Annotated in this window: 14 protein-coding genes; 7 read left to right on the top strand and 7 right to left on the bottom strand. The window is 40.4% G+C overall.

Annotated features, from left to right (window positions below):
- Positions 1–173 precede the first annotated feature (173 nt).
- A complete protein-coding gene (locus tag HMPREF2767_RS03965; protein ID WP_070622686.1) occupies positions 174–1,352 on the bottom strand; it encodes a M20 metallopeptidase family protein in 1,179 nt (392 codons plus the stop codon).
- Positions 1,353–1,364: 12 nt separating this feature from the next.
- Positions 1,365–2,555 (bottom strand): M20 metallopeptidase family protein, encoded by a 1,191-nt coding sequence (locus HMPREF2767_RS03970; protein ID WP_070622687.1) that lies wholly within the window; start codon positions 2,553–2,555, stop codon positions 1,365–1,367.
- A 166-nt stretch (positions 2,556–2,721) separates the two neighbouring features.
- On the opposite strand from HMPREF2767_RS03970, the gene HMPREF2767_RS03975 reads away from it, so the two are divergent.
- From HMPREF2767_RS03975 to tadA, 4 genes are read left to right on the top strand one after another with little or no spacing between them, the layout of a single operon-like run.
- The gene (locus HMPREF2767_RS03975) at positions 2,722–3,909 is read left to right on the top strand and encodes a glycine C-acetyltransferase (protein ID WP_070622688.1); all 1,188 of its coding nucleotides are present in this window, start codon (positions 2,722–2,724) and stop codon (positions 3,907–3,909) included.
- Between the two features lie 14 nt (positions 3,910–3,923).
- Entirely contained in the window at positions 3,924–4,877 is a 954-nt protein-coding gene (locus HMPREF2767_RS03980) for an NAD-dependent epimerase/dehydratase family protein (RefSeq protein WP_070622689.1), read from the top strand.
- A 17-nt stretch (positions 4,878–4,894) separates the two neighbouring features.
- The gene (locus HMPREF2767_RS03985; protein ID WP_246827411.1) at positions 4,895–5,572 is read left to right on the top strand and encodes an HAD family hydrolase; all 678 of its coding nucleotides are present in this window, start codon (positions 4,895–4,897) and stop codon (positions 5,570–5,572) included.
- A complete protein-coding gene (gene tadA / locus HMPREF2767_RS03990; RefSeq protein ID WP_070622690.1) occupies positions 5,572–6,045 on the top strand; it encodes a tRNA adenosine(34) deaminase TadA in 474 nt (157 codons plus the stop codon). The genes HMPREF2767_RS03985 and tadA overlap by 1 nt, the downstream gene beginning before the upstream one ends.
- A 50-nt stretch (positions 6,046–6,095) precedes the next feature.
- On the opposite strand, the gene HMPREF2767_RS03995 is transcribed toward tadA, so the two are convergent.
- The 5 genes from HMPREF2767_RS03995 to thiD all read right to left on the bottom strand — a co-directional run bounded on the left by HMPREF2767_RS03995 (position 6,096) and on the right by thiD (position 9,526).
- Complete coding sequence (locus tag HMPREF2767_RS03995; protein WP_068129477.1) at positions 6,096–6,287, bottom strand: hypothetical protein; 192 nt, start codon at positions 6,285–6,287, stop codon at positions 6,096–6,098.
- 408 nt (positions 6,288–6,695) lie between these two features.
- Positions 6,696–7,574: a GTP cyclohydrolase FolE2 gene (folE2, locus tag HMPREF2767_RS04000; RefSeq protein WP_070622691.1), complete on the bottom strand. Its 879-nt coding sequence runs from the start codon at positions 7,572–7,574 to the stop codon at positions 6,696–6,698.
- 6 nt (positions 7,575–7,580) lie between these two features.
- Positions 7,581–8,267 (bottom strand): bacillithiol biosynthesis deacetylase BshB2, encoded by a 687-nt coding sequence (bshB2, locus tag HMPREF2767_RS04005; protein WP_070622692.1) that lies wholly within the window; start codon positions 8,265–8,267, stop codon positions 7,581–7,583.
- A gap of 18 nt (positions 8,268–8,285) precedes the next feature.
- The gene (locus HMPREF2767_RS04010; RefSeq protein WP_068129474.1) at positions 8,286–8,648 is read right to left on the bottom strand and encodes a DUF1806 family protein; all 363 of its coding nucleotides are present in this window, start codon (positions 8,646–8,648) and stop codon (positions 8,286–8,288) included.
- Positions 8,649–8,695: 47 nt separating this feature from the next.
- Complete coding sequence (gene thiD / locus HMPREF2767_RS04015) at positions 8,696–9,526, bottom strand: bifunctional hydroxymethylpyrimidine kinase/phosphomethylpyrimidine kinase (protein WP_070622693.1); 831 nt, start codon at positions 9,524–9,526, stop codon at positions 8,696–8,698.
- A gap of 113 nt (positions 9,527–9,639) precedes the next feature.
- Here thiD and HMPREF2767_RS04020 point away from each other — a divergent pair, with 113 nt between their 5' ends.
- From HMPREF2767_RS04020 to HMPREF2767_RS04030, 3 genes are read left to right on the top strand one after another with little or no spacing between them, the layout of a single operon-like run.
- The gene (locus HMPREF2767_RS04020; protein ID WP_070622694.1) at positions 9,640–10,311 is read left to right on the top strand and encodes a uracil-DNA glycosylase; all 672 of its coding nucleotides are present in this window, start codon (positions 9,640–9,642) and stop codon (positions 10,309–10,311) included.
- A complete protein-coding gene (locus HMPREF2767_RS04025) occupies positions 10,292–10,525 on the top strand; it encodes a hypothetical protein (protein ID WP_070622695.1) in 234 nt (77 codons plus the stop codon). The genes HMPREF2767_RS04020 and HMPREF2767_RS04025 overlap by 20 nt, the downstream gene beginning before the upstream one ends.
- Positions 10,526–10,537: 12 nt before the next feature.
- Positions 10,538–10,909, top strand: a complete 372-nt coding sequence (locus HMPREF2767_RS04030) for a DUF423 domain-containing protein (protein ID WP_070622696.1) — start codon at positions 10,538–10,540, stop codon at positions 10,907–10,909.
- The last annotated feature ends 491 nt before the right edge of the window (positions 10,910–11,400 follow it).

Raw genomic sequence — 11,400 nt, forward strand, 5'->3', positions numbered from 1 at the left:
AGTTTTTGTTAATTATCTTGATATATTTAACAGATTAGCGTTTTTTCTGTTAATTAACGTCCTCTTTAACCTACCAAAAGAACAAAAGCCTACTGAGACGCTCAACTACTGGGAAACTCATCTATATTCACACAAAAAAGTCCCCTCTAACCAAAGAGGGGACTATCTAATATTTACTTCTCAAAATCACCAAAGTTCATGACGATTTTTAAGAAGAGTTCTAGTACGGATTTCATGCCGTCTTCGTCAATATCGAATTTTGGATGGTGGTGCGGATGTATGATTCCTTTGTCGACGTTTCCTACACCTGTTGAGAAATAGCAACCTGGTACTTTTTGTAAATAGTACGCTGCGTCTTCTCCGCCCATCGATGGAGGAAGTTTCACGACGCTCTCGACGAAGTCGACGTCTTTTTCAGCTAGACCGCGCACGTAATCCGTCATTTTGACGTCGTTTTTAAGCGCAGGGTAACCGCGGTGAATTTCAACGTCGAAGTCGACGTTTTGTGCGAGTCCTACGCCTTTAGCGATTTCTTCAATGCGTGATAGTACGAGTTCGCGGACGTCACTTTCATATGTGCGGACAGTTCCTTTTATCTCGACGTATTGTGGAATTACGTTAAATGCTTTTCCAGCGTTAAATGCAGTGACTGAAAGGACTGCAGATTCTAACGGATCGACATTTCTCGACACAATAGACTGTAACTGCTCGATTAAATACGCAGACGCAACGACTGGATCGTGCGTCGTATGAGGTGCAGCACCATGGCCACCTTTACCTGTCGCTGTAATCGTGAATGTATCGGCATTTGCGTACATTGATTCGTAGTTCCAGCCAAATTCATGGACAGGCTTTAAAGACGCAACGTGCGTGCCGAAGAAGTAATCGACACCATCTAAACAGCCGTCTTCGATCATTGATTTCGCACCACCTGGAACGAGTTCCTCAGCGTGTTGGAAGATAAAGACCACGTTTACCGGTAGTTCATCTTTATGTTCTGATAAAATATGCGCAAATGTAATCAGTGCAGCTGTATGCGCGTCGTGCCCACAAGCGTGCATCACACCGTCGTTTTTAGATTTATACGGCACGTCATTTTCTTCTTGGATTAAAAGCGCGTCAAAGTCTGCACGAAATGCGAGTGTATCGTATGACTCATCGACGATTAAACGCGCGACGACACCATTTCCACCGACGTCTCTTTTAATTTCTAAAGGTAAATCTTTTAATTCATCATAAATATATTGTTTCGTTTTAAACTCTTGAAATGAAGGCTCTGGATACATATGTAAATGTCTACGTCTTTTCACAGCGTCTTCAAAATGTTCGAGTATCGCTTCACGAATGTTCATAGAATTTCCTCCTTACTCGTCCCATGTAATGATATTTTCTAGCTCAATAATTTTCATAAACATTTTTAAAGCGGACAACATCGCGTCTTCATCTAAGTCAAACATTTCATGATGGTGCGCGTACGTTGAATTTTTACTTTCATTACCTGAACCTGTTAAGAAGAACGCACCCGGAGTATCTTGAATGTAAAACGAGAAGTCTTCACCGATCATTAAAGGTTTTGTGTCTGTGTAATTTAAGCCGAGTGATTTTGCTGCTTCCTCTACGATACCAACTTCTCTTTCGTGGTTGATTACTGGTGGGAATCCTCTATGGTAAAAGAAATCAGCTTCAGCACCACGTTTTTTAGTTGCAGCCTCAATTTCACGCTCGAAAATTTTTACGATTTCTTCTCTGACGTCGTGGTCAAACGTGCGTACTGTTCCTTCTAATACGACGCGGTCTGGCATGACGTTGAATGTGTCCCCAGCTTTAATATGACCAAACGTCACAACTGCACGGTCAATCGGTGAAATTTGACGGGATACGACCGACTGTAAATTCACTATTAACTCGCTCGCAATTAAAATCGCGTCGATGTTTCTTTGTGGATACGCTGCATGCCCACCACGGCCTTGAATCGTAATTCTAAATTTATCAGGGCTCGCAATTAATGCACCACTCGTAGAGTGAATTTCATGTGTATCGAACTGACTCCAGTAATGTTGGCCGTAGACAAAATCGACGTCATCTAAAATACGATCTTTAATCATCGCTTCAGCGCCACCTGGTGGTTCTTCTTCACCATATTGGAAGATAAAACTCACCTTACCATTTAATTTATCTTTAAATTTTGAGACAGCGTCGACGAGTGTGAGAAGTGTCGTCGTATGCGCGTCATGTCCACACGCATGCATCACTCCGTCCACAGTAGATTTGTACGGCACGTCTTTTTTATCTTGTATTGGTAACGCGTCAAAATCGGCACGAAACGCAATGTGCGGATGCCCGCTACCAAAACTTGCAAAGATACCTTTACCGTCGTTGTCGTCGTTTTCACCGACACGCTCTTTAATTTCAATGCCATCATACGACTTTAAACGATCTAATATAAATTGATATGTTTTTTCTTCTTGAAATGAAAGTTCGGGATGTTGGTGGAGATAGCGTCTAGTCTCGACCATGTCACTTTCATAGTTAGAAACGAGTTTTTCAATCGTCATCGTAACATCACTCCTATCTTTAATATTAATAGTTTAACAGAATCAATTGGAGAGTGGGTTAAAATAGTCCGAAAATTTCAAATACATTATAAATATCATTTGATTTTAAGTAGCTTTGTATTCTGTTAAAATATAAGTTAAGAACTTTAAGGAGGACGTTTAAATTATGTCAAAGACTTTACAAAAGTATTTAAATCAGAATTTAACTGAATTAAAGGATAACGGTCTATACAACGAAATCGACGTTGTAGAAGGTGCGAACGGTCCAATTATCAATATCGATGGAAAAGAATTAATTAACTTATCGTCAAATAACTATCTCGGTCTTGCAACAGATGAAGAAATGAAAGCAGTTGCAAAAGAAGCGATCGACTCACACGGTGTCGGTGCAGGAGCTGTACGTACGATTAACGGTACGATGGATCTTCATAGAGATTTAGAAGAAAAACTTGCGAAGTTTAAAGGTACAGAAGCGGTTATTGCGTTAACGTCAGGTTTTAACGCAAACCAAGGTGCAATTCCTGCAATTATGAAAAAAGGAGACGCTATTCTTTCTGACGAATTAAACCACGCGAGTATTATCGATGGATGTCGTTTATCTGGTGCGAAAATTATTCGTGTAAATCACAACGATCCAGAAGATTTACGTAAAAAAGCAAAAGAAGCGACAGAATCAGGCGAATACAATAAAGTAATGTATATTACAGACGGTGTATTTTCAATGGACGGAGACGTCGTAAACTTACCTGAAATGATTAAAGTCGCAAAGGAATTCGATCTTATTACGTACGTCGACGATGCGCACGGGTCAGGTGTTATGGGTAAAGGTGCCGGAACAGTAAAACACTTCGGCTTAGAAAAAGAAGTCGACTTACAAATGGGTACTTTATCTAAAGCGATTGGTGTCGTAGGAGGATACGTTGCGGGTTCTAAAGATTTAGTCGACTACTTAAAAGTTGCAGCACGCCCGTTCTTATTCTCAACAGCGCTAACACCAGCAGATACTGCAGCAATTACAAAAGCTGTTGAAAAATTAATGGCATCAACTGAACTTCATGACAAACTTTGGGAAAATGGAAACTACTTAAAACAAGGCTTAAAAGATGCTGGATTTGACATCGGAAACTCTGAAACACCGATTACTCCAGTTATTATTGGTGAAGAAAAGAAAGCACAAGAGTTTTCACGTCGCCTACAAGAAAAAGGCGTATACGCGAAATCGATTGTATTCCCAACAGTACCAAGAGGTACAGGGCGTGTGAGAAACATGCCAACAGCAGCACACACTAAAGAAATGCTCGATCAAGCAATCGAAATTTACACAGAAGTCGGTAAAGAACTCGGCATCATTTAAGGAGGATTTTCATCGTGGAAAAATTTTTAGTGACTGGAGCTTTAGGACAAATTGGGACCGAACTCGTCGTACGTTTAAGAGAAATGTACGGCGAAGAAAATGTGTTACCAACGGATATTCGTATGCCAGAACGTGGACCGATGGTCGGCAAACCGTTTGAGATTTTAGATGTGACAGATAAAGAACGCGTTATGGAGGTCGTTGAAGCGTTCCAGCCGGATTCGATTCTCCATTTAGCGGCGTTACTCAGTGCGACTGCTGAAGAAAATCCAGAGCTCGCTTGGCATATTAATATGGGCGGCTTATTTAACACGATTGAAGCGGCTCGTATTTATGGTACGCAGTACTTTACACCAAGCTCGATCGGAAGTTTTGGTCCGAGCACGCCTAAAGATAATACACCACAGCACACACTGATGCGTCCGACGACGATGTACGGTGTGAACAAAGTGGCAGGAGAACTTCTTTTAGATTATTACTACACGAAGTTCGGCGTCGATACACGTTCTGTACGTTTCCCTGGTTTAATTAGCTTTATGCAAGAGCCGGGTGGCGGAACGACAGACTACGCGGTCGAAATTTATTTCGATGCGATTCGTAAGGGCGAGTACACGTCCTTTATCGACAAAGGGACTTACATGGATATGATGTTTATGGATGATGCAATCGATGCGATTATCGACTTATTACATGCAGATCCAGAAAAATTAAAAACGCGTAACGCGTTTAACGTTTCAGCGATGAGTATTGAACCTGAAATGGTTGCAGAGTCGATTCGTAAACACATTCCAGATTTTAAACTGAATTATGATGTTGACCCTGTGCGCCAAGGGATTGCAGAGTCATGGCCAAACTCACTCGATTGTAGTGAAGCAAAAGAGCAGTGGGATTTTAATCCGAAATATGATTTAGATAAAATGACAGAAGTGATGCTTAAAAACATCAAAGTAAAAGTGACAGAGCAGTAGGTGATTTTTTGGTAAAAGTGATCGCTTATGACAAAGACGGCACATTATTAAATTACGAAAAAATATGGACGCCGTTCGCGAAGGCGAGTTTAGACGCGTTTGAAGCACATTTTGACCTTGGATATGACGAGGCGTTTAGACGTGAGGTCGGGTTTGTTGATGAAAAAATTCAGCCGAACTCGATGCTTGCTTCTGGAACAGGGCGAGACATTCAAAATGCATATGATAGACGCGCATATGGTGGTGGCGATTGGGCAGAAGAGTATTATTTAAAACACGTTCATAAATACTTAAATAACATGGAGCTACTTCCTGGTGCTGTTGAAGCGTTAAGAGAAGGACAGCGACTCGGCTATAAAAATGCGATTGTGACGTCTGACTCGAGACTAAGTACAGAAGCATTTTTAAAGAAATTTAATTTAAACGAACTCGTCGATTTTGTGATTGCTGGAGATGATTCAATCTATTCTAAGCCAGACGTTGAAGTTTTGGATACGATCATTGAAGCGGGTTATACGTATGATGAAATCGCAGTTGTCGGAGATAATTATACGGATACGCAACTTGGAAAAGATGATGGTGTCACGACAATCGGTGTTTTAAGTGGCACGTCGACTCGAGAGTTTTTAAGTGACGCTCACCATATTGTTGACGGTGTGCATGAATTATTTAACGGTGGGAAGTTTATCGTCTAATGAACCACGAAAAATATATGCAACACGCAATTATAGAAGCTAAAAAAGCAGCGGAGATTGGTGAAGTACCGATCGGAGCAGTCATCGTAAAAGATGACGAGGTCATCGCTCGCGCACACAACTTACGTGAAACATCGCAGCAACCGACCGCCCACGCGGAACTTCTTGCGATAGAATCCGCGTGTGAAGCGCTCGGCACATTCAGGCTCGAAGAGTGTACACTTTATGTGACACTCGAGCCGTGCGTTATGTGCAGCGGGGTGATTATAATGAGCCGTATCCCAACTGTCGTTTACGGAGCGTCTGACAAAAAAGGCGGCACAGTCGACAGTTTAATGCATTTACTGAATGAGAAGCGATTCAATCACCAAGCAGAAGTAGTTGCTGGTGTTTTAGCAGATGAATGTGGACAGATGCTCACGGACTTTTTTAAAGAGTTGAGAGCGAATAAAAAACGAAAACGCCTTAAGTGAAACGCGGGCTTGAAATGATGATATTTCAAGCCCACACTTAAAGGCGTTTTTTATTTGAATTCGTCTGGTTTTCCGAGAAGTAATAAAGAAACAGCAACGACGAGTACTGCACACATAATCGAGTACATTAAAATACTCGAAATACTACCAGACGGAGATTCGACAAGGTTATTAATCGTATTAAACACTAAAAACGCGATCAACATGACGCGTAGTGCGTAGAAAATTCGAGTTTTGTTCATAAAATAGCGTCTCCTTAACGGTTTATATGTCTTAACTATAACGAAGTGAGCGAAAAAAGGCGAGGAGCTGGTCAAACAAAGTAGAGAGCAGGTTTTTATTCTTTTAAATAGTAGAGTGATGGATATAAAGTGTAATAATACTGTTTCGTCTGGATTTATCTAACAAAAATATCGTGATTTTGTTAATTATACGGATATATTTAACAAATTCTGGTCGACGAGCGTAATTTTTGTTAAATATAATTTTTTATCTAACAAAAAATTGATAAAACACTCGCGAATCTGTTAATTAAATCAATATATCTAACAGAATTGACTATTTTTTGTTAAATAAATCCCATCAGACACACACATCACGAACAACTCCAAACAAAAAAGCTAGACCCGCCTAGGTCTAGCTCACATTTATTATTTCTCAAATCTCATACGGCTGAATGCATCGTGTTGGTGGATGCTTTCTTCGTTGCGGCACTCGATTTCAAATGCCTTAACCCATGGTAAATCATGAATATCGTATGCGACGAGGCGAATGAGGTCTTCAACGAAACGTGGATTTTCATACGCGCGTTCTGTGACCATTTTTTCATCTGTTCTTTTTAAAATCGGGTACAGCTGACTCGATGCGTTAATTTCTAACGCTCGGTAGACGATTTCTTTGTAATCAGCAGGTACTTCTTCGTTTTTATCGATATCTAGAAGCACAGTTATAAACCCGCGCTGGTTGTGCGCGCTGTACTCACTGATTTCTTTTGAACATGGGCATAGCGTCGTGACGCTTGCTGTCATACCGAACTGTGTTTTTGTCACAGCGTCATCCGTATATTCCATATGATAACGTACGTCCGCGTGTGCTACCGCATCAAGTTCAGTGCCAGGTGACGGTTTGTTAAAGAACCATGTGGACTCGACAGTGAGTTCAGATGATTCTTGGTTCATACGTTCTTTTAGTACTGCGAGTACTTTTTCTAGCGTATCAAATTCAAGTAGAATTCCGCCGTCATTTTGAGTTTGTAACGACTCTAAAATTCGGCTCATGTTGATTCCTTTTTCGTCTCGTCGTAAGCTCGTTGCGAGTTCGAATTTCCCAACAGATTGGTAATCTCCAACACGAACAGGGTACGTCAGGTTATTGATACCGACAGATTGTACGTCAAAGAGGAAGTCTTTTTTCGTATTCTGTAAGTCGGCCATTTCTTCTTTCGTTTTTGGCTTCGTTCCTTTGATCGGATCGACTGAACCAAAGTGTTTATATCGCGCTTCGCGATTTGAAAGATCTATATTCGTCATGCTTAGCTACTCCTTATTTTTCCAATCATTAATATCGTAATAATAGAAGTTTTCTTTCTCAAACCAACGCTCGCGTGCCTCTTTACTAAATTGAGTATCTTTACATAGCTCGATTAACAGCTTTTCTGTTTGAGATTTATGTGCAGCGAGTACTTCTTTTTTACGTTCAGCATACTTTTTAATATCCGTTTGAAGTGTTGGTTCGCCTAAATCAGCAAACGTACGCTTATCAAATGCGACGAGCGTTAGCGTTGGGCGCTTACTTTCTTCCATTTCAGCGACGACGTTCAATACTGCTTCAGCAGTCGCTTCGTGATCCGGGTGTACGCTGTATCCCGGGTAAAATGTAATTAAACGCGTTGGCTCTGTGTCTTCAATTACTTTTCGTATATCATTTTCAAGTAATTCTTGATTTTCAAACTCGAGTGTCTTATCTCTATAATCTAAAAATCTCACGTCTAAATCCATGAGTCGTGCCGCTTCTAGTTGTTCTTGTTTACGTAATTTAGACAGTGTTTCACGCGTCACTGGTGGGTTACCGATGTTGCGCCCCATATCACCATACGTTAAGCACGCATACGTCACCGGCACGCCCATATCTCGGTACGTCATTATCGTTCCTGCAACACCAAACGCTTCGTCGTCTGGGTGAGGGTAAATAATTAGTACATGATTTTCTTTTTCAAGTGACATAATATCCCTCGTTCAATCTTATTTTTTCAGTTTCTCTCGACTAATTTCTAATGCAGCAGCAAGTTTTCCGTCGTGGTCAATACCATGTAGGATAAAGACCCCGTCCTCTACTGTGTAATGAGACAGACCAGTCACGTATACCCATCCGTCATTGTCGAGTTTAAGGCCAACGCGGTATTCAAAATTACCGCCACCTTTAAGCGTCCCCTCAGTGTACTTGATTTGGACGTTTCGGACAAACGTGCCTGTATTAAATTTAGTATCATCGTTATGGCTTGCATACACGCCACTCGTTACTTCAACGTATAAGTAAACAGGTTCGTTTTTATGTGCATCGAGTAGGCGCTGTACTTCAGCTTCATCAATTCGTTTTAATCCCATTATAATCCTCCATAATATAATAAGAGAGATAAAAATCTCTCTTACCGTTATAGTGGTTTCACTTGTACGTCTACTGTACCAACTTTATTGTATGCGTTGTGTCTCACAACTCCAACGTGTTCGTTCATTTGTGAACCGTGCTTAATTGCCGATGCGACAAATGCTTTTGCTGCTTTAACCGCTTCAAGTGGTTCTAAACCATTCGTAAAGTTCGATGCGACTGCTGCAGCGAATGTACATCCTGCACCGTGGTTATATGCTTTTTCTAATTTATCTGCATATAATCCGTAGAAGCTTTCACCGTCGTAGAAGATGTCTAGTGCTTCATCGACTTGAAGGTCTGTACCACCTTTAATTACGACGTATTTAGGGCCGTATTCGTAAATCTTTTTAGCCGCTTCTTTTACTTCTTCAACTGTTTTAGGTGTTTTCATACCAGCTAAGTTACCCGCTTCAACTAAGTTCGGCGTTACGATTGTTGAAATCGGTAGTAATTCTTTTTGCATACTATCTACAACACCTGGGTTTAATACTGTGTCGTCACCTTTACATACCATCACTGGGTCGAAGATGAAAAACTCCGCGTCACTTTTTTTGATTGCTTCGCTTGCGCGTGAAATGACATCCTCATTTGGGAGCATTCCTGTTTTAACAGTATTTGGGCTTAGAGAAAGTGCTGTTTCGAGTTGTTCATCTAACACTTCTAATGGAACATGGTGTACGCGGTGTGACCACGTATTTGGATCCATTGACACGATCGTTGTGAGTGCACAAAAACCGTATAAATCATGATCTTCAAATGTCTTTACATCAGCTGCGTAACCAGCGCCTCCTGAGACGTCTGTTCCCGCAATTGTAAGTACTTTTTTCTGCGTCATATTACTCATTCTCCTATCCTAGACAATAATGATTATATTTTACTATATAAAGTGCTCTTTATCTACATTGATGCTTAACTTAAATGGTATACTGTGAATGTAGGAGGCCTGCTATGAATTGGTCAGAGTGTTTTAAAATAATTAAACAAAAATGTGATTTTACCGAGCTTGAAACAGTGCTCGAAAATAAATATCGTGACGGTGTTGTTTATCCAAAGCGAGATGAAATATATCGTGCGTTTCAGTTAACACCGTTTCAAGATGTGAAAGTCGTCATACTTGGTCAAGATCCGTACCACGGTGAGAACCAAGCGTATGGACTTGCGTTTAGTGTACGTCCTGGTGTGACGGTACCGCCGAGTTTACGTAATATGTATAAAGAACTTGAAAATGATCTCGGTGTAAAACGTACTGACGGTGACCTTTCAGATTGGGCGCGTGAAGGGGTGCTACTGTTAAACACTGTGTTAACCGTCGACGCACATAAAGCAAACTCACACCGAGGTATCGGCTGGGAGTGCTTCACTGACTCAATTATCGAAACGCTAAGTAACGAACGTGACGGACTCGTGTTTATTTTATGGGGGAATCCCGCAAAGAAAAAAATAAAGTTAATCGATACGTCAAAACATAAAGTTATTACCGGTGTGCACCCGAGTCCGCTCGCTGCAAATAGAGGTGGATTTTTCGGGACGAATCCGTATAGTAGGGCGAACGCGTACTTAATCGAACAAGGAAAATCGCCAATAGATTGGAGTGAACAATTTGAGAAAAAAGGTCATTAACTCAATTAAAAACGAACTTGATTTATATGAAACGTCAAACGACGAAAAGCATTTATATACAGTTGAAAAGTTGGTACAATTATTAAAAGATAAACCACCCGTTGACGATGAGCCTACACTCGACGTGAAAAAAGAGGCGCGTCCGTTAAAAAAACGTACGCTCGATAACACGTATATCGCGAGCGAATCGAAAACGTCGATTTTTGATTTTTAAGGAGATTAGAAAATGAGAATGTTAATTATACTCGGTGCAGTGAATGCACTCATCAGTGTCGCTGCAGGTGCGTTTGGCGCACACGGTTTAGAAGGAAAGTTATCCGAACATTATTTAGAAGTGTGGGAGACAGCGTGTAGATATCAAATGTATCATGCGCTCGGGTTGATTTTACTCGGTGTATTAAATGGTGTGACAGGAACGACGATGTTTAATGCAGCAGGAATCGTAATGTTCATCGGAATTCTATTATTTACTGGATCGCTATTTATTTTATCGACGACAGGCATTGGTATCCTCGGCGCGATTACACCAATCGGAGGCGTGATGTTTATCGCGTCATGGATTATGGTTATCGTTCAAATTTTAAAAGTGAAGATGTAATGATAAGCACCTCTTTTGTGAGGTGCTTTTTTGCGGGTGATGAAAAGCTGGTTGCTTGGTTCGCCGGGTATCGGGCTTTTCATCTTTTTATTTACAAAAATTAGTTGAATTTGTTAGATATATTCGGATAATTAACAGAATCTCAGGTTTTTCATCAGTATTTGTTAGATAAAATATTATAATTAACAAAAACCGGGGAAAGCAGCCGAATTATGTTAAATAATTTCGGATAATGAACAAAATCGCGATATTTTTGTTAATTATATTTGGTAGAGGTTGTGTTTTTACCATTTAAAGATGAAAAACCACCCCGGCCCGATCTTATTAACAAAAAATAGTCAAATCTGTTAAATATATCGAGATAATTAACAGAATCTCGGTTTTTTCATCCCTTTTTGTTAGATATAAAATTATAATTAACAAAAACCGGACCAAGCAGCCGAAATATGTCAAATAAATCCGGATAATTAACAAAATCATGATATTTTTGT

This window comes from Nosocomiicoccus sp. HMSC067E10, assembly GCF_001810835.1.
GTDB classification, from domain to species: Bacteria; Bacillota; Bacilli; order Staphylococcales; family Salinicoccaceae; genus Nosocomiicoccus; species Nosocomiicoccus ampullae_A.

Excerpts from the sequence above, each read along its gene's own strand:
- HMPREF2767_RS03965 (WP_070622686.1), bottom strand. The coding sequence starts at position 1,352 with ATGAACATTCGTGAAGCGATACTCGAACATTTTGAAGACGCTGTGAAA.
- HMPREF2767_RS03970 (WP_070622687.1), bottom strand. The coding sequence starts at position 2,555 with ATGACGATTGAAAAACTCGTTTCTAACTATGAAAGTGACATGGTCGAG.
- HMPREF2767_RS03975 (WP_070622688.1), top strand. The coding sequence starts at position 2,722 with ATGTCAAAGACTTTACAAAAGTATTTAAATCAGAATTTAACTGAATTA.
- tadA (WP_070622690.1), top strand. The coding sequence starts at position 5,572 with ATGAACCACGAAAAATATATGCAACACGCAATTATAGAAGCTAAAAAA.
- HMPREF2767_RS03995 (WP_068129477.1), bottom strand. The coding sequence starts at position 6,287 with ATGAACAAAACTCGAATTTTCTACGCACTACGCGTCATGTTGATCGCG.
- folE2 (WP_070622691.1), bottom strand. The coding sequence starts at position 7,574 with ATGACGAATATAGATCTTTCAAATCGCGAAGCGCGATATAAACACTTT.
- bshB2 (WP_070622692.1), bottom strand. The coding sequence starts at position 8,267 with ATGTCACTTGAAAAAGAAAATCATGTACTAATTATTTACCCTCACCCA.
- HMPREF2767_RS04010 (WP_068129474.1), bottom strand. The coding sequence starts at position 8,648 with ATGGGATTAAAACGAATTGATGAAGCTGAAGTACAGCGCCTACTCGAT.
- thiD (WP_070622693.1), bottom strand. The coding sequence starts at position 9,526 with ATGACGCAGAAAAAAGTACTTACAATTGCGGGAACAGACGTCTCAGGA.
- HMPREF2767_RS04020 (WP_070622694.1), top strand. The coding sequence starts at position 9,640 with ATGAATTGGTCAGAGTGTTTTAAAATAATTAAACAAAAATGTGATTTT.
- HMPREF2767_RS04030 (WP_070622696.1), top strand. The coding sequence starts at position 10,538 with ATGAGAATGTTAATTATACTCGGTGCAGTGAATGCACTCATCAGTGTC.